Below are 25,524 nucleotides of genomic sequence, written 5' to 3'. Positions count from 1 at the left end.
GCCGGGGCGCGCGTGGTGGTGCGGGGAACGACTTGGAACAAACGCAGGCGGGGCGATTACTCGAACCAGTGCGCGCGCGCGGCCATGATCAGCTTGGCGGCGCGATCGGCGTCCATGTCCTCGATGTCGGTGAGGTCGTCGGTGGCCAGGTCGGCGAGGTCGTCGCGGGTGACGATGCCGCGGCCGGCCAGGGTGTAGGCCAGCGCCTCGTCCATGCCGTCCAGCGACAGCAGGTCGTCGGCCGGCTTGTGCTCCTCGATCTCTTCCTCGACCGCCAGGGCCTCGGTGAGCAGCGCGTCGCGGGCGCGGGCGCGCAGCTCCTCGACGATGTCGTCGTCGAAGCCTTCCACCGCCAGCAGCTCGGCGGCCGGCACGTAGGCGATTTCCTCGACGGTGCTGAAGCCCTCGGCGACCAGGATGCCGGCGATCTCCTCGTCGACCTCGAGCTTGTCCATGAACAGCTGGCGCGCGGTGGCCTGCTCGGTCTCGGACTTGGCGGTGACCTGGTCCTGGGTCATCACGTTGAGCTGCCAGCCGGTCAGGCGGCTGGCGAGGCGGACGTTCTGGCCGCCCTTGCCGATGGCCTGGGCCAGCTTGTCCTCGGCGACGGCGAGGTCCATCGAGTGCTTCTCTTCGTCGACGATGATCGACTGCACTTCGGCCGGGGCCATGGCGTTGATCACGAACTGCGCCGGGTTGTCCGACCACAGCACGATGTCGATGCGCTCGCCGTTGAGCTCGTTGCTCACGGCCTGCACGCGCGAACCGCGCATGCCGATGCAGGCGCCGATGGGATCGGTGCGGTGGTCGTGGGCGAGCACGGCGATCTTGGCGCGGTCACCCGGGTCGCGGGCGGCGGCCTTGATCTCGACCAGGCCCTGGCCGACTTCCGGCACCTCGAGCTTGAACAGCTCGATCATGAACTCCGGCGCGGTGCGGCTGATGAACAGCTGCGGGCCGCGCTGCTCGGCGCGCACGTCCAGCAGGTAGCCGCGGACGCGGTCGCCGGGGCGCAGCACGTCGCGCGGGATGGCCTTGTCCTTCGGGATGAAGGCTTCGGCGTTGCCGCCGAGGTCGACGAACACGTTGCCGCGCTCGACGCGCTTGACGATGCCGTTCACCAGCTCGCCGACGCGGTCGCGCCAGGCGTCGAGCACCTGGGCGCGCTCGGCCTCGCGGACGCGCTGCACGATGACCTGCTTGGCGGCTTGGGCGGCGATGCGGCCGAACTCGGCGTTCTCGACCTGCTCCTCGATGAAGTCGCCGACCTGGGCGCCTTCCTTCTCGTCGACCGCGTCCATCAGGCGGATCTGGCGCTCGGGCGACTCCATCACGACGTCGTCGGCCACCACTTCCCAGCGGCGGAAGGTTTCGTAGCTGCCGTCCTTCGGGTCGATGGACACGCGCACGGACACGTCCTGCTCGTGGTAGCGCTTCTTGGCGGCCGAGGCCAGCGCGGCCTCCATCGCCTCGATGATCACGGCGCGCGGCACGCCCTTCTCGTTGGCCACCGCTTCCATCACCAGCAACAGTTCCTTGCTCATCTTTTTCCAGCTCCGTCAGGGGTGGATCAACCGCCCCGGGGTTTTGATCAGGATTCTTTCTTGGCCTTGCGGCGGGTGCCGCCCGGGCCGGTGGGCTTGGGCTGGGCCGCCAGGCCCAGGGCGACCAGGTCCGGGACCAGGCGCGCCTTCTCGATGTTGTCGTGCGGCACGCGCATGTCGCCGGCCTCGTGCGCCAGCAGCACCACGTCGCCCTCGACGCCGGTGATGCGGGCGATGAAGCGGCGGCGGCCGTCCTGCGCCATGCGCAGGGTCAGCTTGGCCTGTTCGCCGACGAAGCGGCCGAACTGCTCGGCGGTGAACAGCGGGCGGTCGATGCCGGGCGAGGACACTTCCAGCGTGTACTGCGAGGTGATCGGGTCCTCGACGTCGAGCACCGCGGCCACTTCGCGGCTCACCGCCTCGCAGTCCTCGATGCCGACCAGGCGGCCGGGCGCATCGATGTACAGGCGCAGCAGCGCGCTGTGGCCGGTGGGCGCGAACTCGATGCCCAGCAGCTCCAGGCCCAGGGCCTCGACCGTGGGTGCGAGCAGTTCGCCGATTTCAGTCGCCTTGCCGGTCATCGGTTCGGTCCTGTGCCTTTGCGTTTGCGGAATTTCGAAAACAAAAAAGGGCCGTGAGGCCCTTTTCCGGTACATCCAGGTTCCGGCTTCCCGGGGCCGCCAACTGGGCCGACCCGAGGGAAAAAGCCTTGGCAATGAGTCCTTTCGGTTCAAGGCCAGAAACTGGTAGCGGGGGCAGGATTTGAACCTGCGACCTTCGGGTTATGAGCCCGACGAGCTGCCAGACTGCTCCACCCCGCAGCAGTAGACGCGCATTATAGGGGGGCCGGCGAAGCCGGCGCAAGCCCAATGATGATCGAGCGGTTCAGGCGACCGGGAACGCGACCCGGCACCAGGCCAGGATCCACTCCGCGAACAGGCCCAGCACCAGCAGCGCCACCGCGTTGACGGCGAACAGCACGCGCACGTGGCCGTCCGGATGGATGCGCGCGCCCTCGCCTTCCGGCTCGTCGAAGAACATCACCTTGACCAGGCGCAGGTAGTAGAAGGCGCCGACCACGGCCGCCACCACGCCGACGATCGCCAGCCACAGCAGGCCGGCATCGACCGCCGCGCGCAGCACTTCGAGCTTGGCCCAGAAGCCCAGGAACGGCGGCACGCCGGCCAGCGAGGCCATCACGAACATCACGAGCGTGGCCTGGGTCGGGTTGCGCGCCCACAGGCCCTTGAAGTCGGCGATGTCCTCGGCCTCGAAGCCCTTGCGCGACAGCAGCAGGATGGCGCCGAAGGCGGCGGTGGACATCACCGCGTAGCTGATGGCGTAGAACATCGCCGCCGAGTAACCCACCTGCCCGCCCTGCGCCAGGCCCATGAACAGGAAGCCGACGTGCGAGATGGTCGAGTACGCCAGCATGCGCTTGAGGTTGGTCTGCACCAGCGCCACCAGGTTGCCGATCACCAGCGACAGCGCCGCCAGCCAGGCCACCATGTCCTGCCAGTAGGCGTCGACCGGGCCGACGCCGGATTCGAGCAGGCGGTAGGCCATGCCGAACGCGGCCAGCTTGGGCGCCGAGCCGATGAACAGCGTGATCGCGGTCGGCGCGCCGTGGTAGACGTCGGGCAGCCACATGTGGAACGGCGCCGCACCGAACTTGAAGGCGATGCCGACCAGCATGAACACCACGCCGAACAGCAGCAGCGTGCGGTCGCCGGTGCTGGCCGCGGCGGCGTGGATCTCGCCCAGCTGCAGGCTGCCGGTGGCGCCGTAGACCATGGACATGCCGTACAGCAGCATGCCGGAGGCCAGCGAGCCCAGCACGATGTACTTCATCGCCGCCTCGGACGAACGCGGGTTGTCGCGGTCCATGCCGACCAGGCCGTAGCTGCTCAGGGCCAGCAGCTCCAGGCCGAGGTACAGCACCAGCATGCTGTTGGCCGAGATCATCAGCATCATGCCCAGCACCGAGAACAGGCCGAGCGCGTAGAACTCGCCCTTGAACAGCCCGCGGTCCTGCAGGTAGGGCTTGGCGTAGACGAAGGACGCGCCCGCCACCACGTACACGGCCAGCTTGAGCACGTCGCTGGCGGTGTCGCGCACGAACAGGTCGGCGAAGCCGTACACCGGCGCCATCGCCATGTCGCGCGCGGTCAGCACCGCCGCCGCGGCCAGGATGAACAGGGCCAGGAAGTGGGTCAGGCCGCGGCGCTGGTCGGACAGGAACAGGTCCACCATCAGCAGCGCGAAGGCCGCGCCGCAGACGAAGATTTCCGGTCCCAGCGGTACCAGGTCGGCGAGGGTGGGCATCGGCAAGGCCATTCGGATTCCCTTACAGCTTGGTGGCGGCGAGCTGGGTGAGCAGCTGCGCGATCGGTGCTTCCATGAGGTCGGTCAGCGGCTTGGGATAGACGCCCAGCGCCAGCGTGCCGAGCGCGAACACGCCCAGCACCAGGACCTCGCGGCCGTTGATGTCGGTCAGTTCGGCGACGTGGTGGTTGGCCACCTCGCCGAAGATCACGCGCTTGACCATCCACAGCGTGTACGCGGCGCCCAGGATCAGCGTGAAGCCGGCCGCGAAGGCCACCCACACGTTGTGCTGGAACGCGGCCAGGATGACCATGAACTCGCCGACGAAGCCGGACGTGCCCGGCAGGCCCGAGTTGGCCATCGCGAAGAACACGAAGAAGGCGGCGAACCACGGCATGGTGTTCGCCACCCCGCCGTAGTCGCGGATCATGCGGCTGTGCATGCGGTCGTAGACCACGCCGACGCAGGAGAACATCGCGCCGGAGATGAAGCCGTGCGAGATCATCTGCACCATCGCGCCCTGCAGGCCCAGCTGGGCGGCGTCGGTGCTGCCCAGCTCGCGCACCAGCGCGAAGGCGATGAAGGTGCCGAGGGTGACGAAGCCCATGTGCGCGATCGACGAGTACGCGATCAGCTTCTTCATGTCCTCCTGCACCAGCGCCACCAGGCCGATGTAGACCACGGCCGCCAGCGACAGCGCGATCACCAGCCAGGCCCACTCCTGCCCCGCGTCGGGCACGATCGGCAGGGTGAAGCGCAGGAAGCCGTAGCCGCCGATCTTGAGCATGATCGCCGCCAGGATCACCGAGCCGCCGGTCGGCGCCTCGACGTGGGCGTCGGGCAACCAGGTGTGGACCGGGAACATCGGCACCTTGACCGCGAACGCCGCCAGGAAGGCAAAGAACAGCCAGGTCTGCTCGGTGGCGGTCAGCTTCAGGGCGTACAGGTCGGCCAGCATGAAGCTGGGGTCGCCCGCCTCCACCGTGCGCAGGTACAGGTACACCAAGCCGATCAGCATGAAGACCGAGCCCAGGAAGGTGTAAAGGAAGAACTTGATCGACGCGTACACGCGCTTCGGGCCGCCCCAGACGCCGATGATGATGAACATCGGGATCAGCATGCCTTCGAAGAACACGTAGAACAGCATGGCGTCGAGCGCGGCGAACACGCCCACCATCAGGCCCTCGAGCACCAGGAAGGCGGCGAAGTACTGGTGAGCGCGGCGGTCGATCGACGTCCACGAGCCGACCAGCACAAGCACCGAGGTGAGCGTGGTCAGGGCGATCAGCGCGATCGAGATGCCGTCCACGCCCAGGGCGTAGCGGATGTCGAAGCTGGGGATCCAGGCGTGGTCTTCGACGAAGCGCATCGCCGGGGAGGCGACGTCGTGGCCGGCGAACAGCAGCAGGCTGGCGGCGAAGGTCGCCAGCGCCACCACGAGGGCGAACACCTTGCCCTGGTTCGCGCGGGCGTCGCCGAAGGCCAGCGTGAGCAGGCCGCCGAGGATCGGCAGCCAGATCAGCACGCTCAGCAGGGGCCAGTTGGCATCCATCAGGTCTTCCTTGTGGGTCTCAGGCGCCGATCGTCCGCACCAGCACCGCCAGCAGGACGATGAGGCCGATGATCATGGCGAAGGCATAGTTGTAGAGGCGGCCGGTCTGGACGTGGCGGAGGATGCCGGCGATGCGGTCGACCAGCACCGCCGAGCCGTTCACCAGCAGGCCGTCGATCAGGCCGGCGTCGCCGCGCTGCCAGGAGAACTTGCCGAGCTTGATGCCGCCACCCGCGAAGCCCTTGATCCACAGGTCGTCGAAGCCGTACTTGTTGTCCAGGATGCGGGTGAGGAAGGCGCCGGGCTTGCTGGCGCGCATCTTCGTGGCGGTGTCCGGGAAGTACAGGTACAGCGCGGTCGCGGCAGCGAAGCCGGCGAAGGCGATCCAGAACACCGGCGAGGCGTAGAAGTGCATGCCGAAGCCGACGGCGGCCGACAGCCAGCCGTGCTCGTCGTGCCACAGCGTGTTCGCGGCCAGGGCGACGGTGTCGTGCGCCGGCAGCACTTCGATGGCGCCGCGGAAGAAGTCGCCGAACAGCATCGGGCCGACCGTGAAGAAGCCGATCAGGATCGAGGGGATGGCCAGCAGGATCAGCGGGACCGTGACCACCTTGGGCGATTCGTGCGGCTCGACCGGGCCGTGGTGGCCGTGGTCATCGTGCGCGTCGCCGTGGTGGGCGTCGGCGTGCGCGTCGTGGCCGTGGTCGTCGTGGCCGTGGGCCTCGACCTCGCGGAAGCGCTCCTTGCCGTGGAAGGTCAGGTACAGCAGGCGGAAGCTGTAGAAGGCCGTGACGAACACGCCCAGCATCACCGCCCAGTAGCCGTAGGTCTGGATCCAGCCGCCGGTCTTGGCCGCCTCGCCCGCCGCCACGATGATCGTGTCCTTGGAGAAGTAGCCCGAGAAGAACGGCGTGCCCACCAGCGCCAGCGTGCCGATCAGGCTGGTGACGTAGGTGATCGGCATGTACTTGCGCAGGCCGCCCATCTTCCGCATGTCCTGCTCGTGGTGCATGCCGATGATCACCGAGCCCGCGGCCAGGAACAGCAGCGCCTTGAAGAAGGCGTGGGTCATCAGGTGGAACACCGCGGCCGAGTACGCCGACACGCCCAGCGCGACGGTCATGTAGCCCAGCTGCGACAGGGTCGAATACGCGACCACGCGCTTGATGTCGTTCTGCACGATGCCGATCAGGCCGGTGAACAGGGCCGTGGTCGCGCCGATGAAGAGCACGAAGCCCAGCGCCGCCTCGCTCTGCTCGAACAGCGGCGACATGCGCGCGACCATGAAGATACCGGCCGTGACCATGGTGGCGGCGTGGATCAGGGCCGAGATCGGGGTCGGGCCTTCCATCGAGTCCGGCAGCCAGACGTGCAGCGGCACCTGGGCCGACTTGCCCATCGCGCCGATGAACAGGCAGATGCAGATGAAGCTGATGATCTGGACCTGCACCGGGTTGGCCAGCACCTGCCAGGTGTGCCCGAACAGCGCCACCTGCCCCGACCACAGGGTGAAGGTGTCGTTGAGCGAGGCGTTCGGGGCCTGGGCGAAGGCGGTGGCGTAGTCGAGCGTGCCCAGCCACATCAGCACGCCGGCGATGCCCAGCAGGAAACCGAAGTCACCGACGCGGTTGACCAGGAAGGCCTTGAGGTTGGCGAAGATCGCGGTCGGCCGCTTGAACCAGAAGCCGATCAGCAGGTAGGACACGAGGCCCACCGCTTCCCAGCCAAAGAACAGCTGCAGGAAGTTGTTGCTCATCACCAGCATCAGCATGCTGAAGGTGAACAGCGAGATGTAGCTGAAGAAGCGCTGGTAGCCCGGGTCGTCGGCCATGTAGCCGATGGTGTAGACGTGCACCAGCAGCGACACGAAGGTCACCACCACCATCATCATGGCGGTCAGGCTGTCGACCATGAAGCCGACGTGGGCGGCATAGCCACCGACCTGGAAGAAGGTGTAGACGTTCTCGTTGAACGGGTCGGCGCCACCGATGGCGAACTGCCAGAGCACCTGGCACGACAGCGCGCAGCTGACCGCGACGCCGAGGATGGCGGCCCAGTGCGCGCCCGCGCGGCCGACCTGCTTGCCGAACAGGCCGGCGATGGCGGCGCCGACCAGCGGCGCCAGGGCGATGACCAGGAGCGTGTTCATGGAGATCATGGCGCGCTCAGCCCTTCAGGGAATCGAGTTCGGCGACGTTGATGGTCCGCTTGTTGCGGAACAGCGTCACCAGGATGGCCAGGCCGATGGCGGCCTCGGCGGCGGCCACGGTCAGGATGAAGAACACGAAGATCTGGCCCGAGACGTCGCCGAGGAAGCGCGAGAAGGCCACGAAGTTGATGTTCACCGCCAGCAGCATCAGCTCGATGCACATCAGCAGCACGATGACGTTCTTGCGGTTGATGAAGATGCCGGCGACGCTGATGCAGAACAGCACCGCGCCCAGCGCGAGGTAATGGCCGAGGCTGATCACGGGTTGCCCTCCTGGCGGGGTTCGGACGGCACCTTGACCAGGCGCACGCGGTCCTCGGCGCGCACGGCCACCTGACGGCCGGCGTCCTGGTGCTTGGTGCCGGGGCGGCGGCGCAGGGTCAGCATCACCGCCACCACCAGGGCCACGGTCAGGATCACCGCCGCGATCTCGAACGGCAGGATGTACTTGCTGAACAGGGTCTCGCCGATCCACTGCAGGTTGGTCTTGCCGGCGGCGGCCGCCGGGTCCACCGAGGACAGGCCGACCTCGAAGCGCTTGCCGCCGATCAGCAGCACCATCTCGGCCGCCATCACCACCACCACCGCGCCGGTCAGCGGCAGGTAGCGGGTGAAGCCCTCGCGCATCGGCGTGGTGTTGATGTCGAGCATCATCACCACGAACAGGAACAGCACCATCACGGCGCCGATGTACACCAGCACCAGCACCACGCCGAGGAACTCGGCCTGCAGCAGCAGCCACAGGCAGGCGGTGGAGAAGAAGGCGAGCACGAGGCTGAGCACCGCGTGCACCGGGTTGCGCGCCAGGATCACGCCCAGCGCCGCGAGCACGGTGACGGTGGCGAAGGCGTAGAAAGCGAAGAGTTGGTAGGTCATGGGTTCGTCCCCTGCCTCAGCGGTAGGCCGCGTCGACGGCGCGCCGCTCGGCGATTTCCGCCTCGAAGCGGTCGCCGATGGCCAGCAGCTGCAGCTTGCCGACCACGTTCTCGCCGCGCTTCTCGAAGTGGTATTCGTGGATGTGGGTCTCGACGATCGAGTCCACCGGGCAGCTTTCCTCGCAGAAGCCGCAGTAGATGCACTTGAACAGGTCGATCTCGTAGCGGGTGGTGCGGCGCGAGCCATCGGCGCGCGGCTCGGAGTCGATGGTGATCGCCAGCGCCGGGCACACCGCCTCGCACAGCTTGCAGGCGATGCAGCGCTCTTCGCCGTTCGGGTAGCGGCGCAGCGCGTGCAGGCCGCGGAAGCGCGGCGACTGCGGGGTCTTCTCGTACGGGTAGTTGAGCGTGTACGTGGGCTTGAACATGTAGCCCAGCGTCAGCTTCAGGCCGGCCAGCAGCTCCAGCAGCAGCAGGCTCTTGAGGTAGTTCTTGATCTGGTTCATAGCGTCCTCAGGCCCCGACCGTGAACCAATTGTTGTAGGCCATGATGGCGGTCACGAAGATCCAGGCGATCGTGATCGGAATGAAGATCTTCCAGCCCAGGCGCATGATCTGGTCGTAGCGGTAGCGCGGGAACGAGGCGCGGAACCAGACGAAGCAGAAGGCGAAGAACGCGAACTTCAGCGCCAGCCACCACCAGCCCGGCTCGCCCAGGAAGCCCCACGAGGGCGGGAACGGCGACAGCCAGCCGCCCATGAACAGGATCGAGGTCAGCAGGCTGACCAGCATCATGTTGGCGTATTCAGCGAGGAAGAAGATCGCGAAGGCCGAACCGGAGTACTCGACGTGGAAGCCGGCGACGATCTCGGACTCGCCCTCGGCGACGTCGAAGGGCGCGCGGTTGGTCTCGGCCACGCCGGAGATGAAGTAGATGACGAACAGCGGGAACAACGGCCACATGAACCACTCGCCGATGCCGAGGCTGCCCTGCTGGGCGTGCACGATCTGGGTGAGGTTCATGGTGCCGGCGGCGACCAGCACGCCGACCAGGGCGAAGCCCATCGCGATCTCGTAGCTCACCACCTGGGCCGCCGAACGCAGCGAGCCGAGGATGGCGTACTTGGAGTTCGAGGCCCAGCCGCCGACGATGATGCCGTACACGCCCATCGAGGTCAGGGCCAGCAGCACCAGCAGGCCGGCATCGACGTCGGCCAGCACCACGCCCTCGTCGAACGGAATGACCGCCCAGGCCGCGAACGCCGGCGCCAGCGCCAGCAGCGGCGCCAGCCGGAACAGCAGCGGGCTGGCGTTGGCCGGGATCACCAGCTCCTTGAACAGCATCTTGAACACGTCGGCGAAGGCCTGGATGACGCCGATGCCGAGGAAGCCGCCGATGTACTGCGGGCCCTGGCGCACGTGCATCCAGCCGATCACCTTGCGCTCGAACAGGGTGAAGAAGGCCACGCCGATGGTGATCGGCAGGACGATGACGATGATCTTGGCCAGGGTCCAGGCCACCAGGCCCAGGTCGCCGTAGGCCAGGAGGAAGTCGCGGATCGCGTCGATCATCTCAGGCTCCCACCACCGCGAGGCGCGCGGTCGGCGACATCGGCGCCGTCGCCTCGTAGCCGCTCTCGATCCACACCGCGCCCTTCGCCACGCGCGCGCTGATGGCCACCGGCAGCGCCGCGCTGCCGATGCCGTCGCCGACCTTGGCCATGCCGCCCTCGGACAGGCCGCGCGACAGCGCTTCCTCCGGGTGCAGCACGATGCGGGCGCCGTGGGTCAGCGGATGCGCGTTCAGCGCCGCGGCGCGGCGCAGCACCGCGTCGCCGCGGTAGATCGGCGTGCTGGTGATGCGCTCGAGCCCCGGATCGGCCTTGCCGGCCTCGGCCAGGCCCGTGCCCTGCCCCGGCGCCTCGGGCGCCAGCGCGGCGCGCAGGCCGTGCAGGTCGGTGAACTCGAAGCCCGGCAGGCCCATCTGGCCGCCCAAGGCGCGCAGCACGCGCCAGCCGGCGCGGGCCTCGCCCGGCAGCTTGCCGCCGGTCTGGGTGGCCTGGTCGGTGCCGTCGAGGTTGGTGAGCGTGGCCTCGACCTCGGGCAGCAGGCCGATCGGCAGGATGACGTGCGCGAGCTTCTTCAGCTCGTCGCTGGCGTAGGCGGCGAACACGACGACCTGGGCCGACGCCAGCGCCTTGAGCGCCTGCGCGCCGTGCGCGAAGTCGTACTGCGGCTCGATGCCGTACAGCACGTACGCCGTCAGCGGCTGCGCCAGCATGGCGCCGGCGTGCATGCCCTGCCCCGTCGGCCGCACGCCGTGGCGCGCGAGGCCGATGGCGTTGGCGCCCTGCGGGATGCGGTTGAGCTTCGCGCCGGTGGCGGTCGCCAGCGCACGCGCGGCGGCGCGCAGCCAGGAGGCCTGGGCGTGGTTCTCGGCCAGCTCGCCGAGCACGATCACGGCATTGCCGCCGGCCTTGGCCAGCGCCTCGGCCATGGCCTTGGCGCCGTCGTGGTCCTGCGCGGCGACCGCGGCGGGCAGCGAGGCACCGGCGGCCTGCGCGACCGCGGCGAGCGCGCCCGGCAGCTGCGACGGCGCGACGATGCGCTTGCCGGCGACGGCGAAGGTGGTCTCGAAATCCACCGGGTTGATGGCGAACACCTTGGCGCCGCGCTTGCCGGCCTTGTGCAGGCGCTGGTGCAGCAGCGGCAGCTCGTGGCGGAGGTTGCAGCCGACCAGCAGCACGGCGTCGACGGTGTCGAAGGCCGCGGCGGACAGTTCGAAGGTTTCGGCGAAGGCGGCGTCGGCGAAGTCGAGCGCCTTCAGGCGATGGTCGACGTGGCCGGTGCCCAGGCCCTTGGCGAGCGAGGCCAGCAGCGCGCCCTCCTCGTTCGAGGTGGCGGGATGCGCCAGCACGCCCAGCGATTCGCCGGCGTTCTTCACCAGCTTGGCGGCCTGCGCCAGCGCCTCGTCCCACGAAGCCTCGCGCCAGGCATCGCCCTCGCGCAGCAGCGGCCGGGTGACGCGGTCGGCGGCGCCCAGGCCCTGGTGCGAATAGCGGTCGCGGTCCGACAGCCAGCACTCGTTCACCGCTTCGTTGTCGCGCGGCACGGTGCGCAGCACGTCGCCACGGCGGGCGTGCAGGTAGAGGTTCGAACCCAGCGCGTCGTGGTAGCCGAGGGATTCACGGGCGACCAGCTCCCACGCACGGGCGCGGTAGCGGAAGACCTTGTTGGTCAGCGCGCCGACCGGGCAGACGTCGATGACGTTGCCCGAGAGTTCGGTCATCAGCGGCTTGCCGTCGTAGGTGCCGATCTGCAGGTGCTCGCCGCGGTTCATGCCGCCGAGCTCGAAGGTGCCGGCGACGTCCGCGGTGAAGCGGATGCAGCGCGTGCACTGGATGCAGCGGGTCATGTCGGTGGCGACCAGCGGGCCCAGGTCCTCGTCGGCGACCACGCGCTTGCGGTCGACGTAGCGCGAGACCGAGCGGCCGTAGCCCATCGAAACATCCTGCAGCTCGCACTCGCCGCCCTGGTCGCAGATCGGGCAGTCGAGCGGGTGGTTGATCAGCAGGAACTCCATGACGTTGCGCTGCGCATCGAGCGCGCGCTTGGTCTGGGTGGTGACCTTCATGCCTTCCATCACCGGCGTGGCGCAGGCCGGCGCGGGCTTGGGCATCTTCTCGACGTCCACCAGGCACATGCGGCAGTTGGCGGCGATCGGCAGCTTCTCGTGGTAGCAGAAGCGCGGCACCGGGATGCCGGCCTTGTCGGCGGCCTGGATGATCATCGAGCCCTTCGGCGCGGTCATGGCGACGCCGTTGATCTCGATGTTCACCACGTCCGGCGCGGCGTTCGGGGCGGTCGGCTGGGCGCTCATGCGGCCTGCTCCGTCGAGGCGACGACCTGGCCCTTGGCGAGGTCATCCACGTAGAAACGCTTGTTGACGATGGCGTACTCGAACTCGCTCCAGAAGTGGCGGAGCATGCCCTGCACCGGCCAGGCCGCGGCTTCGCCGAAGGCGCAGATGGTGTGGCCCTCGATCTGGCCGGCGGCGCCCTTGAGCATGTGCAGGTCGTCGAGCGTGGCCTTGCCTTCGACGATGCGGGTCAGCACGCGGTACATCCAGCCCGTGCCTTCGCGGCAGGGCGTGCACTGGCCGCAGGACTCGGCGTAGTAGAAGCGCGAGATGCGGTGGCAGGCGCGCACCATGCAGGTGGTTTCGTCCATCACCACCACGGCGCCCGAGCCCAGGCCCGAACCGGCCTTCTGGATCGAGTCGTAGTCCATCGTGCAGGCCATCATGGTGTCGGCCGGCAGCACCGGCATCGACGAACCGCCGGGGATCACGGCCTTGAGCTTGCGGCCGCCCTTGACGCCGCCGGCCAGGGCCAGCAGCTCGGAGAACGGCGTGCCGAGGCGGATCTCGAAGTTGCCCGGGTTGTTGACGTGGCCGGAGACCGAGAAGATCTTCGGGCCGCCGTTGTTGGGCTTGCCGAGGTTGAGGAACCACTCGGCGCCATTGCGCACGATCGCCGGCACCGAGGCGTAGGTCTCGGTGTTGTTGATGGTGGTCGGGCGGCCGAACAGGCCGTAGTTGGCCGGGAACGGCGGCTTGAAGCGCGGCTGGCCCTTCTTGCCCTCCAGCGACTCCATCATCGCGGTCTCTTCGCCGCAGATGTAGGCGCCGGCGCCCAGCGCGGCGTGGATGTCCACATCGACGCCCGAGCCCAGGATGTCCTTGCCGAGCCAGCCGTTGGCGTAGGCTTCCTTCAGCGCTTCCTCGAAGTGCTCGAACGGCTCGTGGTGGAACTCGCCGCGCAGGTAGTTGTAGCCCACGGTGCAGCCGGTGGCGTAGCAGGCGATGGCCATGCCCTCGATGACCGAATGCGGGTTGTAGCGCAGGATGTCGCGGTCCTTGCAGGTGCCCGGCTCGGACTCGTCCGAGTTGCACAGGATGTACTTCTGGCCCGGCGCGCTGCGCGGCATGAAGCTCCACTTCAGGCCGGTGGGGAAGCCCGCGCCGCCGCGGCCGCGCAGGCCCGACTGCTTGACCATCTCGACCACGGCGGCCGGATCCATCTTCTCGCTCAGGATCTTGCGCCAGGCGGCGTAACCGCCGGTCTTGAGGTAGTTCTCGTACGACCAGGGCTTGTCGAAGTGCAGCGTCGTGTAGACGACGTTGTGCTCCTGCGGCGCCGGACCGACCGGGCCGTAGCCTTCCGAATAGTGGGAGTGGTGCGCCATGGCCCGACTTACTCCAGTCCGTCCAGAAGCGCGTCCACCTGGGCGGTGGTGAGCTTCTCGTGGTAGTGCCCGTCGATCAGCATGACCGGCGCGGCGGCGCAGGCGGCGACGCACTCTTCCTCGATCTTGAGGAAGATGCGGCCGTCCGGGGTGGACTCGCCGTGCCTGATGCCGAGCTTGCGCTCGCAGTGGCGGACCATGTCCTCGGCGCCGTTGAGCCAGCAGCTGATGTTGGTGCAGATCGCGACCTTGTGCCGGCCGACCGGCTCGAGGTCGAACATCGAATAGAACGTCGCCACTTCGTAGGCCCACACCGGCGGCAGGCCCAGGTACTTGGCGGTGGCGGCGATGATCTCGTCGCTCAGCCAGCCGCCGTTCTGCTCCTGCGCGGCCATCAGGCCCTGGATGACGGCGGAGCGCTTGCGGTCGGGCGGGAACTTGGCGACCCAGTGGTCGATGTGCGCGCGCGTGCCGTCGGACAGCGCGACCATCGGGTCGACGTCCTGGCAGGCAGCGAAGTTTCCGGTTGCTTTCATCGGTCAGGTAACCCTTAGCGGTCGATTTCGCCGAAGACGATGTCGTAGGTACCGATCATCGCCACGACGTCGGGCAGCATGTGGCCGCGCACGATCGCGTCCATGGACGAGAGGTGGGCGAAGCCGGGGGCGCGCAGCTTCAGCCGGAAGGGCTTGTTGGCGCCGTCGGAGACGATGTACGCGCCGAACTCGCCCTTGGGCGCCTCGACCGCGGCATAGGCCTCGCCGGCGGGCACGCTGTAGCCCTCGGTGAAGAGCTTGAAGTGGTGGATCAGCGCTTCCATGTCGTCCTTCATTTCCGCGCGCGACGGCGGCGCGACCTTGAAGTTCTTGACCATCACCGGGCCCGGGTTGGCGCGCAGCCACTGCACGCACTGGGCGATGATGCGGTTGGACTGGCGCATTTCCTCGACGCGCACCAGGTAGCGGTCGTAGCAGTCGCCCTGCACGCCGACCGGGATGTCGAAGTCGACCTGGTCGTAGGCGGCGTAGGGCTGCTTCTTGCGCAGGTCCCAGGCCAGGCCGGAGCCGCGCAGCATCGGGCCGGTCATGCCCCAGGCCAGGGCCATGTCCACCGGCACCACGCCGATGCCGACGGTGCGCTGCTTCCAGATGCGGTTGTCGGTGAGCAGGGTCTCGTACTCGTCGACGCGCTTCGGGAAATCCTTGGTGAAGGCTTCGAGGAAGTCGAGCAGCGAGCCCTCGCGCCATTCGTTGACGCGCTTGAGCTCGGCGCCCTTGCGCCACGGCGACTCGCGGTACTTCGGCATCGCGTCCGGCAGGTCGCGGGCGACGCCGCCGGGGCGGTAGTACGTGGCGTGCATGCGCGCGCCCGAGACCGCCTCGTAGCAGTCCATCAGCTCTTCGCGCTCGCGGAAGGCGTACAGGAACACCGCCATCGCGCCGAGGTCGAGGCCGTTCGAGCCGATCCACATCAGGTGGTTCAGGATGCGGGTGATCTCGTCGAACATCGTGCGGATGTACTGCGCGCGGATCGGCGCTTCGACGCCCAGCAGCTTCTCGATGGCGCGCACGTAGGCGTGCTCGTTGCACATCATCGAGACGTAGTCGAGGCGGTCCATGTAGCCGATCGACTGGTTGAACGGCTTGGACTCGGCCAGCTTCTCGGTGCCGCGGTGCAGCAGGCCCACGTGCGGGTCGGCGCGCTGCACGACCTCGCCGTCCATCTCCAGCACCAGGCGCAGCACGCCGTGCGCGGCCGGATGCTGCGGACCGAAGTTGAGGGTGTAGTTGCGGATTTCCTGGGTCATGGCCGGGTCAGTCCTTGCTCGGCCGCTCGGAGGCGGCCTGCTGCCAGCGCGAGTCCTCGCGCACCACGCGCGGCACGCCCACGCGGGGCTCGATCGAAACCGGCTCGTACACCACGCGCTGGCGCTCGGCGTCGTAGCGGACCTCGACGTTGCCGGTCAGCGGGAAGTCCTTGCGGAACGGGTGGCCGACGAAGCCATAGTCGGTGAGGATGCGGCGCAGGTCCGGGTGGCCTTCGAACACGATGCCGAACAGGTCGAAGCACTCGCGCTCGAACCAATTTGCTACGGGAAATACATCAACAAGCGACGGGACGGTAGGCAGGCTATTGTCCGAGGCGAAACAACGAAGGCGGAGTCGCCGGTTGGTGCGCACCGACAGCAGGTGCACCACCACCGCGAAGCGGCGCTCGGGGCCGTTGCCGCGCGGGCGGTCTTCCCAGTTGAAGCGGCCGGGGCCGGCGCTGCCCTCGACGCCGCGCGAGAAGCCCTCGTCGGTGACGTCGGTGGTATCCCACTCGTCGGTGCCGTAGCCGAGGTAATCGACGCCGCACAGGTCGCTGAGCTGCTCGAACGCGAGTTCCGGGTCGTCGCGCAGCAGGCGCGCGGCGTCGGCGAAGGATTCGGGCGTGACTTCGACGGTGGTCTCGCCCAGCGCCTCGTGCACCGACACCAGCCGGTCCTGCAGGCGCGCCTTGAGGCGCTCGGTGAAGCTCGTGGTGGTTTCGACCATGGCGTCGGCTGGGTCCTTAGCGGGCGATGGTGTTGGTGCGGCGGATCTTCTTCTGCAGCTGCAGGATGCCGTACACGAGCGCCTCGGCGGTGGGCGGGCAGCCCGGCACGTAGATGTCCACCGGCACCACGCGGTCGCAGCCGCGCACCACCGAGTACGAGTAGTGGTAGTAGCCGCCGCCGTTGGCGCAGCTGCCCATGGAGATGACCCACTTCGGGTCGGGCATCTGGTCGTAGACCTTGCGCAGCGCCGGGGCCATCTTGTTGACCAGGGTGCCGGCGACGATCATCACGTCGGACTGGCGCGGCGACGGGCGGAAGATCACGCCGTAGCGGTCGAGGTCGAGGCGCGAGGCGCCGGCGTGCATCATCTCGACCGCGCAGCAGGCCAGGCCGAAGGTCATCGGCCACATCGAGCCGGTGCGGGCCCAGTTGACCAGCGTGTCGACATTGGTGGTGACGAAGCCGCGCTCGAGCAGCGGGTTGTCGCCTTCCGGGCGCAGGATGTCGTCCACCGAGCCGATCGGCTCGGGGTTGTTCATCACGCGCTTGATGGTGGAGGTCACTCCCATTCCAGGGCTCCCTTCTTCCAGACGTAGATGAAGCCCAGCACCAGCAGGCCGATGAAGATGCCCATCTCGGTGAGGCCGACGATGCCCAGCTGGCGGAAGTTCACCGCCCACGGGAAGACGAAGGCGATTTCCAGGTCGAAGATGATGAACTGGATGGCGATGAGGTAGTAGCGCACGTCGAACTGCATGCGCGCGTCCTCGAAGGCCTCGAAGCCGCATTCGTAGGGGGACAGCTTTTCGCTCGTGGGGCGCTTCGGGCCGAGGGCCCAGCCCAGCACCAGCAGGACGACGCCCAGGCCGGTGGAGACGAAAAGGAAAAGCAGGATCGGCAGATATTCGCCCAGCACGCGCGCTTCCTCACCATGCGCCCGTGGGCGCGTTCGCGCCGCCGCTCCAGCATCGCCGGGCGGCAGCCCGTCCATCAGATTGGTGCCCAAGGGGGGACTCGAACCCCCACGACTTACGTCGCTACCACCTCAAGGTAGTGCGTCTACCAATTCCGCCACCTGGGCAGGTGTGCCTCGAACCGGCGTGGCCGATGCGAAGGCGAGAGATTGTACCAGCCGATCAGCCGCCTTGGCTGCTTTTTTCGGCGTTTTCCACCGGCTTTTCTTCCACCGGGGCGGCCTCGGCCGGAGCGGCCTCGACCGGCGCGGCGTCGGCCGCGGGGACTTCGGCCGGGACGTCCGCCGCCGGGATCACGGGGACGTCACCCGCCGGCGCGTCGGCCGACGGAATGGCGCCGCTGGCCGGCACTTCCGACATCACGCCGAGGTCGTCTTCGACCGGGGCGACGTCGGTGGTGCGCGTGGCGTTCCAGGCCATGCCCAGGCTCATCGCCATGAAGATGGTGGCCAGCCACTTGGTCGCGGTCGAAAGGAAATTCGCCGAACCGCGCGCGCCGAACACCGTGGCCGAAGCGCCGCCGCCGAAGCCGGAGCCGGCCGCCGCGCCCGAACCGCGCTGCATGAGGATGAGCACGATCATGGCGATCGCGACCAGCACGTAGATGACACTGACGATGGTGAGCAGCATGGTCTTGGTCTGTTACCTCGCCGCCGCGGCGACGATTGCCAGGAAATCCTGGGCCACGAGGGACGCGCCCCCGATCAGGCCGCCATCGACATCGGGCTGGGAAAACAGCTCGGCGGCGTTGGCGGGTTTGACGCTGCCGCCGTACAGCAGCGGGAGCGAGCCGGCGATTCTAGCATCGAGTGCACGCAGTTCGCCACGGAGGAAGGCGTGGACCTCCTGGGCCTGTTCCGGGCTGGCGGTCCGGCCGGTGCCGATCGCCCAGACCGGCTCGTAGGCCAGCACGGCGCCCTCGAAGCCGGCGATGCCGACCAGGTCCAGCACCGGCTGCAGCTGGCGCTGCAGGGCCCACTCGGTGTGGCCGGCCTCGCGCTGGCCCAGGGTCTCGCCCACGCACAGCACCGGCACCAGGCCGGCCTGGCGGGCGGCCTGGAACTTCTCGGCCACGCGCTCGCTGTCTTCCTCGTGGTACTGCCGGCGCTCGGAGTGGCCGACCAGCACGTAGCGGCCGCCGACGTCGCGGATCATCCGGCCGGCGGTCTCGCCGGTGTAGGCACCCTGGTCGTTCACGTCCAGGTCCTGGGCGCCGAAGGCCAGGCCGGAGCCGGCGTAGCGGTCGGCCAGTTCGCCCAGGTAGGGCACGGGCGGCATCACCACCACGTCCACGCCGGCCGGGCGCGGGGCCGCGGCCAGGGCGTCCACCAGGCCGCGGGCGAAGGCGCGGTCACCGTGGAGCTTCCAGTTGCCGGCAACGATTCTCTGGCGCATCGGGGCTTCCTGCGTCGGGAAAGACGGCAAGGATACCGCGCCGGCCTAGGGGCTGACGATGTCCCGGTGCATCGGCGCCAGCCGGCGCAGCAGCTGGTTCTGGGCGCGGAACGGGATGCCGCGGGCGTCCATCGCGTCCTGCAGGTCCTCGACCAGGGCGTTGAAGTCGGCCTCGGTGATGCCCAGCCCGGCGTGCGATTCGGCCATGCTGCGGCCGGTGTAGGTGCAGGGCCCGCCGAGCTCGACGCAAATCTGCTCCACCAGCCGGTCGTTGAGGTTCACCAGGTCGGTCTCGACGAAGCCGGCATTGATGCGCTCGTCCTCGAGGATGCGCACCAGCAGCTCCTCGACCAGGGCCTCGACGCCGGCCTGGCCGCCGAACTGTTCGTACAGCGAGATGCGCGGCGTGGTGGCGCAGGCTGCCAGCAGCAGCATGGGAAGTGCGAAGGCGAGTCGGTTCATGCGCCTACCAGACCACAGCCCTGCCCCGGGCTCAAGCCTCGGCCCCGGCGAAGCGCTGGCACCAGGCGTACAGCTCGGCGCCGGCCAGCGGCGGGCTGAACAGGTAGCCCTGGACCATGTCGCAGCGATACTGCGTCAGCAGCGCCAGGCTGGAGTCGCTCTCCACGCCCTCGGCGATCACCGACAGGCCCATGTTGTGGCCCAGCTCGATGGTGGAGCGCACGATCACCGCGTCGTCGCTGCCCTCGGTCATCTGCATCACGAAGCTCTTGTCGATCTTGAGCTCGTCCACCGGCATGCGCTTGAGCTGGGCCAGCGAGGAATAGCCGGTGCCGAAGTCGTCGATCGACAGCCGGATGCCGCCCGCGCGCAGCCGGTGCAGCATGCGCACGGCGTAGTCCACGTCGCGCATCAGCGCGCCCTCGGTGACCTCGAGGATGATCTTCGCCGGCGGCACCTTGTGCCGGCGCTGGCAGTCGTGGATGAAGTCCGGCAGGTCGGCGTCCATCAGGTCCATGGCCGAGAGGTTGATCGCCACGCCCAGGTCCAGGCCCTCGGCGCGCCAGGCGGCGTTCTGGCGCAGCGCCTCTTCGAGCACGAAGCGCGTGAGCTCGTGCACGAAACCCGAGCGCTCGGCCAGCGGGATGAATTCGTCCGGCGGCACCGCGCCCAGCGTCGGATGCTGCCACCGCAGCAGGGCCTCGACGTGCCGCACCTGGCGGCTGGCCAGGTCCACCTTGGGCTGGAACTTCAGGCTCAGTTCGCGCCGCGCGACCGACTGCCGCAGGTCGCCCATCAGCGCCAGCTGGCGCAGGTGCACCTCGTCGCGGCCAGGCTGGTAGACGGCGACGCCGCTGCGGGTTTCCTTGGCGTCGTAAAGCGCGATGTCGGCGCGGCGCAGCAGTGTCTGGGCGTCGTCGCCGTGGTCGGGCGACAGCACCAGGCCGATGCTGCAGTCGAGGTTGATGCGGGTGCTGGGCAGGTCCAGCGGCTCGCGCAGCTGGGCCAGCAGCGCGCGGGCGCGGCGCGGGGCGTGCTCCCGCTCGACTTCGCGCATGATCACCATGAACTCGTCGCCGCCCAGGCGCGCCACCAGGTCATCCGGGCGCACGGCGAGGCGCAGGCGCTTGCCCACTTCCTGCAGCACCTGGTCGCCGAAGCCGTGGCCGAGGGTGTCGTTGATTTCCTTGAAGCGGTCGAGGTCGAGCATCAGCACCGCGCAGGCGTGGCCGTCGGGGCGCGGCTCGGCCAGGGTCCGCTCGAGGTGGTCGCGGGCGCGGGCGCGGTTGGGCAGGCCGGTGAGGGCGTCGTGGTTGGCCTGGTGCAGGATGCGCTCCTCGCGCGCCGCGATGCCCTGCTGCATGTGGCCGAGGGCGCTGGCCAGCCCGGAGATCTCGTCCTTGCCGCGGGCTTCGATCGGTTGGCTGTAGTCGCCGGACTGGATGCGCTGGGCGGCTTCGGCCAGGCGCACCACCGGCCGGCTGATGCCGCGGCCGAGCAGGCCCGCCACGCCGAGGGCGATCAGCGCGGACAGACCCGAGAGCAGCAGGATGCGATCCTTCAGGGTCGCGTACGGCGCCATCGCCTCGTCCAGCGACCCCTGCAGCACGACCCGCACCGCGTCCGCGCCGGAGACCGGTTCGGACAGCGCGAAATAGCGGTCGCCGGCGAGATCCATCGGGCGGATGCGGCGGTCCGGCGCCAGCGCGGCCGGCGCCACGGCGGCAAGCGCGGCGCGCGCGCCGGGGTCGAGGCTGGAGGCGTGGACCACCAGCGCCCCGCCCTCTTCCCGGGCGAAGCTGGCGTGGATGCCGGTCAGGCCGCGGAAATCGCCGGCGTAGTCGTCGCCGAAGGTCGAACCGATCGCGACCCAGCCGATCTGGTCCGGCGCCAGCACGGGCAGCAGGGCCATGACGTGCAGGCCGTTCCCGAAATCCACCACCGACAGCGCAAAACCTTCTTCCCGTGCCCGGGCCAGCAGCGGCGCCAGCGCCCGCGACTGCGCGGCCGGGTCGGCGCCTTCGAGGCCGGCGCGCCAGTCGCCGTCGGGGCCCAGCAGCACGGCGGCATCGGCGCCGATGCGGGCGGCCTGGTTGCGCAGCGCCGACGCCATCGTGGCGGCGTCGCCGCTGGCCACGGCGGCCTTGAAGCCGAAGTCGTCGGCCAGCACCAGGGTCGACTCCAGCAGCTGGCGGCTGCGGGCGTCGTAGAAGCGCTGCCACACGCGCTCGGCGACCGCGAGCTCGCCTTCGAGCTGGGTGCTGACGCTGCGGCCGGTGGCCACGTGCACCACCGCGAAGGTGGCCAGCTGGGCCGCCAGCACCACCAGGATCAGCAGGGCGACGATCCGCGATTGCAGGCGCCAGCGCATCAGTCTTCGCGCCGGAGGCTGCGCAGGCGGTCCTGCAGGGCACGCAGGCGATCGCTGCTGCGGCGGTCCGGCGGCGGCGGGCCCAGGGCCAGCGTCATCGCCAGCGTGGCGCGCCCCTCGCCCAGTTCGAGCGGCCGCTCGACCGGCGCGTCCAGGCGCGGGTGCCAGACCCGCAGCGTGTAGCGGCCGGGCGGCGCCTTGACCCGCACTTCGCCCCCGGCGCCGGACTTGCCGAAGTGCGGCGTGTCGAGCACGACGATGTAGCCGATCATCCAGTCGTGGATGTTGCAGCCCACCACCACCACGCCCGGCTGGTCGAACAGGATCGGCGCCCGCGGCGTGCCCGCGTACAGCGGCAGCTCGAAGGGCTTGGGGGTGGAGAAGGAATAGACCTGGTGCTGCACCTGGTCGGAGTTCGGGAAGCTGACGGCCGTGCCTACCTGCACCGGCAGCACGCCGGGCACGAAGGTCGAGTCGCGCTGGTCCATCACGGCCGTGGCCCCGGGGGCTTCGCGGGCGTCGGCGTGCAGGCTGGCGACGGCGTCGGCGACCGGCCGGGTGCCGTCGCCGAGCGTGAGCACGAGCTCGGCGGCGCGGGCGCCGGGCATCATCGAGGCGGCGCCGAGCGCCGCGGCACAAAGGGCCGCGGAGAAGTGGTGCCGCATCGTCATCCTGCCCCCTTCCGCCGGCGAACCGCGCCGGATGGCGGGATTACCGGCCAGTCCCGGTGATAATGGCGCGAAATCAGGCCATCCGGCCGCCACGGAGTCCAGGAAACATGACGCAGTCCCCGGTTCGCGGCCACGCCCTGGTCACCGGCGCCTCCAGCGGCATCGGTGCTGCCATCGCCCGCGAGTACGCGGCGCGCGGGATGCCCCTGGTCCTGGTCGCGCGCCGCGCCGAGCGCCTGCAGGCGCTGGCCGCGGAGCTTTCCGCCAGGGTGGAATGCGTGGTGATCGCCGCCGACCTCGCCGACCCCGCCACGCCGGCCCGCCTGTTCGAAGCGACGACGTCGCGCGGCCTGTTCATCTCGACCCTGGTCAACAACGCCGGCTACGGCGTGCCCGGCCGCTACTTGTCGGCGGACTGGAAGACCCACGCCGACTTCATCCAGGTGCTGATGACCTCGGTGGCCGAACTCACCCACCGCTACCTGCCGGCGATGGAAGCCGCGGGCCACGGCCGCATCCTCAACGTGGCGTCGCTGGCGGGCCTGGTGCCGGCCACCGCGGGCCACACGCTCTACGGCGCGACCAAGCTGTGGCTGGTGCGCTTCTCGGAGTCGCTCGACCTCGAGATGAAGAAGCACGGCGTGCACGTCACCGCGGTCTGCCCGGGCATGACCTACACCGAATTCCACGACGTCAACGGCATGCGCGAGAAGGTCAGCCAGCTTCCGAAAGGCATCTGGCTCACCAGCGCCGAGGTCGCGAAGCTCGCCGTCGACGCCGTCGAGGCCGGCCGCCCGCGCCTCATCACCGGCCGCACCAACAGGCTGCTGGCCGCCCTGTCGAAATACCTCCCGGACCACCTCGCCAGCGCCCTGATCTCGTCGCGCTCCAAAGACTTCCGCGACGCCGACTGAACCAAATGAACCAGGTTCATTTAAAGGGCGGCGACACTCAGCGAAGGGCGTAAAACCTGTAGCCCTGTAAATGAACCTGGTTCATTTGGTTCAGACCAACTTGATCTCGCGCAGGCGTTCGAGGAGGTACTCGTGCGCGGTGATCGGCTCCGGATAGCGATCCGGGTTCCCGGCGTCTACGCAGCCCGGCAGGGTCTTGATCAGGAAGTCCGGGTTCGGGTGCAGGAAATACGGCGTCGAGTAGCGCGGCTTGCGCGCGGCTTCGCCCGGCGGGTTCACCACGCGGTGGGTGGTGGACGGGTACACGTGGTTGCTCAGGCGCTGCAGCATGTCGCCGATGTTGACCACGATGGTGTCGGCGTCGGCGGTGAACGGCACCCACTCGCCCTTGCGCGACAGCACTTCCAGGCCGGCGGCGCTGGCGCCGACCAGCAGCGTGATGAAGTTGATGTCCTCGTGGGCGCCGGCGCGCACGTTCGGGATGTCGTCGGCGGTGATCGGCGGGTAGTGGATAGGGCGCAGGATCGAGTTGCCGAAGTTGGTCTTGTCGGCGAAGAAGTCCACCGGCAGGTTGATGTGCAGGGCCAGCGCCGACAGCACGCGCGAGCCCAGCTGGTCGAGGGCCGTGTACAGGCCGTAGGCCACTTCCTTGAACTCGGGGATCTCGGACGGCCACAGGTTGGGCGGCATCACGTCGGCGTACTTCGAGTCGCGCGGGATCTCGCGGCCCACGTGCCAGAACTCCTTGAGGTCGAAGTGCTTGGCGCCCTTCGCGGTCTCGATGCCGAAGGGCGTGTAGCCGCGGGCACCGCCGCCGCCGGGCACGTGGTAGGTCTTCTTCACGTCCTCCGGAAGCGCGAAGAAGCGCTGGAACACGTCGTAGGCGCGGTCGATCTGCGCCTGCGGGATGCCGTGGTTGCGGATGCCGGCGAAGCCCCACTCGCGGTAGGCGGCGCCGAGCTCGGCGACGAAGGCCTCGCGGTCGGTGTCGAAGCGCTGGATGTCGAGGGTGGGGATGCTGGCGGTCACGGGCGGGATTCCGGAAAGTGGCGTGGGGTGGATTCTAGGCCCGGCGGCGTGAGCCGGGCCTTGACGAGGCTCAAGTGGCGGCGCGGACGACCTCGGCCAGGCGATCAAGCACCTGGCGCATCAGGCCGTCGTCGTCGGCCTCGACGGTGACTCGCACCACCGGCTCGGTGCCGGACGGGCGCAGCACCAGGCGGCCGCGGCCGGCCAGGGCCGCCTCGGCCTCGGCGCGGGCGGCCTGCACGGCGGCGCTGTCGAGCGGCTTCACGCCCGGGGCCACCCGTACGTTGACGGTCTGCTGCGGCAGCGGCTGGTAGCCGGCCAGGGCCTGCTGCAGCGACTTGCCGCGGCGGCGCAGCACTTCGATCACCTGCAGCGCGCTGACGATGGCGTCGCCGGTGCTGGCGCGATCCAGGCACAGGATGTGGCCCGAGGCCTCGCCGCCGAGCACGCCGTCGCGCTCGACCAGGGCCTGGTGCACGTAGCGGTCGCCGACCCTGGCGCGCAGGAAGCCGATGCCCTGCTCGCCCAGCGAGCGCTCCATGGCGTAGTTCGTCATCAGGGTGCCGACCACCGGGCCGCGCAGGCGGCCGCTGGCGTGCCAGTCGCGCGCCAGGATCCAGATCAGGCCGTCGCCATCCACCAGCTGGCCCTGCCCGTCCACCATCAGCACGCGGTCGCCGTCGCCGTCGAAGGCGATGCCGAGGTCGGCGCCGGTCTCGCGCACGCGCGCCATCAGCGCGCCCGGGTGGGTGGAGCCGACGCCGTCGTTGATGTTCAGGCCGTCGGGCGCATTGCCGATGCAGTCCACCACGGCGCCGAGCTCGGAGAACACGCGCGGCGCGACCTGGTAGGTGGCGCCGTGGGCGCAGTCGAGCACGATCTTCATGCCGCTGAGCACGAAATCGTCGGGGACGGTGGATTTGCAAAACTCGGCGTAGCGCGCCATCGCGTCGGTGACGCGCGAGGCCTTGCCCAGCGACTCCGAGCCGACCGTGGCGAAGGGCTTGTCGAGCTCGGCCTCGATCGCGGCTTCCAGCGCGTCGCCCAGCTTCTCGCCCTGGGCCGAGAAGAACTTGATGCCGTTGTCGTGGTGCGGGTTGTGCGAGGCGCTGATGACGATGCCGGCATCGGCGCGCAGCGAGCGCGTCAGGTAGGCCACGGCCGGGGTCGGCATCGGGCCCAGCAGGCGCACGTCGGCGCCGGCGGCGACCAGCCCGGCCTCCAGCGCCGCCTCGAACATGTAGCCCGAGATGCGCGTGTCCTTGCCGATCACCACCGTGACGTCGTCGCGTCCCTGCGCCGCCAGCACCCGGCCGGCGGCCGCGCCCAGGCGCAGCATGAAATCGGCCGAGACCGGCCACTCGCCGACCCGGCCGCGGATGCCGTCGGTGCCGAAATACTTGCGGTCCGCCATCCC

At 69.1% G+C, this 25,524-nt stretch carries 24 protein-coding genes and 2 tRNA genes; 1 reads left to right on the top strand and 25 read right to left on the bottom strand.

Translation table 11 applies throughout. From position 1 onward, the window contains the following. Positions 1 to 56 precede the first annotated feature (56 nt). The 23 genes from nusA to N787_RS15080 all read right to left on the bottom strand — a co-directional run bounded on the left by nusA (position 57) and on the right by N787_RS15080 (position 22,164). A complete protein-coding gene (gene nusA / locus N787_RS00295; protein ID WP_034209930.1) occupies positions 57 to 1,544 on the bottom strand; it encodes a transcription termination factor NusA in 1,488 nt (495 codons plus the stop codon). Positions 1,545 to 1,591: 47 nt separating this feature from the next. Further along, entirely contained in the window at positions 1,592 to 2,125 is a 534-nt protein-coding gene (gene rimP, locus N787_RS00290; protein WP_034209929.1) for a ribosome maturation factor RimP, read from the bottom strand. Positions 2,126 to 2,288: 163 nt separating this feature from the next. Then, positions 2,289 to 2,365, bottom strand: a tRNA-Met gene (locus N787_RS00285). 64 nt (positions 2,366 to 2,429) lie between these two features. Further along, on the bottom strand, positions 2,430 to 3,875 hold the full coding sequence (nuoN, locus tag N787_RS00280; protein ID WP_425387835.1) for an NADH-quinone oxidoreductase subunit NuoN: 1,446 nt from the start codon (positions 3,873 to 3,875) through the stop codon (positions 2,430 to 2,432). A 16-nt stretch (positions 3,876 to 3,891) separates the two neighbouring features. After that, positions 3,892 to 5,421 (bottom strand): NADH-quinone oxidoreductase subunit M, encoded by a 1,530-nt coding sequence (locus tag N787_RS00275; protein WP_034209927.1) that lies wholly within the window; start codon positions 5,419 to 5,421, stop codon positions 3,892 to 3,894. A gap of 19 nt (positions 5,422 to 5,440) precedes the next feature. Next, positions 5,441 to 7,579 carry an NADH-quinone oxidoreductase subunit L gene (nuoL, locus tag N787_RS00270; protein WP_034209926.1) on the bottom strand — a complete coding sequence of 713 codons (2,139 nt, stop codon included), beginning with the start codon at positions 7,577 to 7,579 and terminating at the stop codon, positions 5,441 to 5,443. A gap of 7 nt (positions 7,580 to 7,586) precedes the next feature. Beyond that, on the bottom strand, positions 7,587 to 7,892 hold the full coding sequence (nuoK, locus tag N787_RS00265) for an NADH-quinone oxidoreductase subunit NuoK (RefSeq protein ID WP_034209925.1): 306 nt from the start codon (positions 7,890 to 7,892) through the stop codon (positions 7,587 to 7,589). Next, positions 7,889 to 8,506 carry an NADH-quinone oxidoreductase subunit J gene (locus tag N787_RS00260; protein ID WP_034209924.1) on the bottom strand — a complete coding sequence of 206 codons (618 nt, stop codon included), beginning with the start codon at positions 8,504 to 8,506 and terminating at the stop codon, positions 7,889 to 7,891. Before N787_RS00260 ends, nuoK begins: the two co-directional genes overlap by 4 nt. A 16-nt stretch (positions 8,507 to 8,522) precedes the next feature. Further along, positions 8,523 to 9,011 (bottom strand): NADH-quinone oxidoreductase subunit NuoI, encoded by a 489-nt coding sequence (nuoI, locus tag N787_RS00255; RefSeq protein ID WP_034209923.1) that lies wholly within the window; start codon positions 9,009 to 9,011, stop codon positions 8,523 to 8,525. 7 nt (positions 9,012 to 9,018) lie between these two features. Next, the gene (gene nuoH / locus N787_RS00250) at positions 9,019 to 10,077 is read right to left on the bottom strand and encodes an NADH-quinone oxidoreductase subunit NuoH (RefSeq protein WP_084590544.1); all 1,059 of its coding nucleotides are present in this window, start codon (positions 10,075 to 10,077) and stop codon (positions 9,019 to 9,021) included. Between the two features lies 1 nt (position 10,078). Further along, complete coding sequence (gene nuoG / locus N787_RS00245) at positions 10,079 to 12,385, bottom strand: NADH-quinone oxidoreductase subunit NuoG (RefSeq protein ID WP_034209922.1); 2,307 nt, start codon at positions 12,383 to 12,385, stop codon at positions 10,079 to 10,081. Next, positions 12,382 to 13,752 carry an NADH-quinone oxidoreductase subunit NuoF gene (gene nuoF, locus N787_RS00240; RefSeq protein WP_034209921.1) on the bottom strand — a complete coding sequence of 457 codons (1,371 nt, stop codon included), beginning with the start codon at positions 13,750 to 13,752 and terminating at the stop codon, positions 12,382 to 12,384. The genes nuoG and nuoF overlap by 4 nt, the downstream gene beginning before the upstream one ends. 8 nt (positions 13,753 to 13,760) lie before the next feature. Then, a complete protein-coding gene (gene nuoE, locus N787_RS00235) occupies positions 13,761 to 14,288 on the bottom strand; it encodes an NADH-quinone oxidoreductase subunit NuoE (RefSeq protein ID WP_034209920.1) in 528 nt (175 codons plus the stop codon). 14 nt (positions 14,289 to 14,302) lie between these two features. Then, the gene (locus N787_RS00230) at positions 14,303 to 15,559 is read right to left on the bottom strand and encodes an NADH-quinone oxidoreductase subunit D (RefSeq protein WP_034209919.1); all 1,257 of its coding nucleotides are present in this window, start codon (positions 15,557 to 15,559) and stop codon (positions 14,303 to 14,305) included. Between the two features lie 7 nt (positions 15,560 to 15,566). Continuing rightward, positions 15,567 to 16,289: an NADH-quinone oxidoreductase subunit C gene (locus tag N787_RS00225; protein ID WP_034209918.1), complete on the bottom strand. Its 723-nt coding sequence runs from the start codon at positions 16,287 to 16,289 to the stop codon at positions 15,567 to 15,569. A 16-nt stretch (positions 16,290 to 16,305) separates the two neighbouring features. After that, positions 16,306 to 16,860, bottom strand: coding sequence for a NuoB/complex I 20 kDa subunit family protein (locus N787_RS00220; RefSeq protein WP_034209917.1), 555 nt, complete (start codon positions 16,858 to 16,860; stop codon positions 16,306 to 16,308). Continuing rightward, positions 16,851 to 17,207, bottom strand: a complete 357-nt coding sequence (locus N787_RS00215) for an NADH-quinone oxidoreductase subunit A (protein WP_034209916.1) — start codon at positions 17,205 to 17,207, stop codon at positions 16,851 to 16,853. The genes N787_RS00220 and N787_RS00215 overlap by 10 nt, the downstream gene beginning before the upstream one ends. Before the next feature lie 80 nt (positions 17,208 to 17,287). Continuing rightward, a tRNA-Leu gene (locus tag N787_RS00210) sits at positions 17,288 to 17,372 on the bottom strand. 55 nt (positions 17,373 to 17,427) lie between these two features. Next, complete coding sequence (gene secG, locus N787_RS00205; protein WP_034209915.1) at positions 17,428 to 17,895, bottom strand: preprotein translocase subunit SecG; 468 nt, start codon at positions 17,893 to 17,895, stop codon at positions 17,428 to 17,430. A 12-nt stretch (positions 17,896 to 17,907) separates the two neighbouring features. Then, the gene (tpiA, locus tag N787_RS00200; RefSeq protein WP_034209914.1) at positions 17,908 to 18,660 is read right to left on the bottom strand and encodes a triose-phosphate isomerase; all 753 of its coding nucleotides are present in this window, start codon (positions 18,658 to 18,660) and stop codon (positions 17,908 to 17,910) included. A 45-nt stretch (positions 18,661 to 18,705) separates the two neighbouring features. Then, entirely contained in the window at positions 18,706 to 19,122 is a 417-nt protein-coding gene (locus N787_RS00195) for a group I truncated hemoglobin (RefSeq protein ID WP_034209913.1), read from the bottom strand. Between the two features lie 31 nt (positions 19,123 to 19,153). Further along, a complete protein-coding gene (locus tag N787_RS00190; RefSeq protein WP_034209912.1) occupies positions 19,154 to 21,493 on the bottom strand; it encodes a putative bifunctional diguanylate cyclase/phosphodiesterase in 2,340 nt (779 codons plus the stop codon). Continuing rightward, positions 21,493 to 22,164 carry a methylamine utilization protein gene (locus N787_RS15080; protein ID WP_169742267.1) on the bottom strand — a complete coding sequence of 224 codons (672 nt, stop codon included), beginning with the start codon at positions 22,162 to 22,164 and terminating at the stop codon, positions 21,493 to 21,495. Before N787_RS15080 ends, N787_RS00190 begins: the two co-directional genes overlap by 1 nt. A 107-nt stretch (positions 22,165 to 22,271) precedes the next feature. Between N787_RS15080 and N787_RS00180 the strand changes: the two genes are divergently transcribed. After that, positions 22,272 to 23,078 (top strand): SDR family NAD(P)-dependent oxidoreductase, encoded by an 807-nt coding sequence (locus tag N787_RS00180; RefSeq protein ID WP_034209911.1) that lies wholly within the window; start codon positions 22,272 to 22,274, stop codon positions 23,076 to 23,078. Between the two features lie 90 nt (positions 23,079 to 23,168). On the opposite strand, the gene N787_RS00175 is transcribed toward N787_RS00180, so the two are convergent. Both N787_RS00175 and glmM read right to left on the bottom strand, forming a co-directional pair. Beyond that, on the bottom strand, positions 23,169 to 24,107 hold the full coding sequence (locus tag N787_RS00175) for an isopenicillin N synthase family dioxygenase (protein WP_034209910.1): 939 nt from the start codon (positions 24,105 to 24,107) through the stop codon (positions 23,169 to 23,171). Between the two features lie 70 nt (positions 24,108 to 24,177). Then, positions 24,178 to 25,521 carry a phosphoglucosamine mutase gene (gene glmM / locus N787_RS00170; protein WP_034209909.1) on the bottom strand — a complete coding sequence of 448 codons (1,344 nt, stop codon included), beginning with the start codon at positions 25,519 to 25,521 and terminating at the stop codon, positions 24,178 to 24,180. Between the last annotated feature and the right edge of the window lie 3 nt (positions 25,522 to 25,524).

The sequence above is a fragment of the Arenimonas metalli CF5-1 genome (genome assembly GCF_000747155.1).
GTDB classification, from domain to species: domain Bacteria; phylum Pseudomonadota; class Gammaproteobacteria; order Xanthomonadales; family Xanthomonadaceae; genus Arenimonas; species Arenimonas metalli.
Note: the sequence above shows the minus strand (reverse complement) of the source record. Positions and strands in the feature narration are given on the sequence as shown.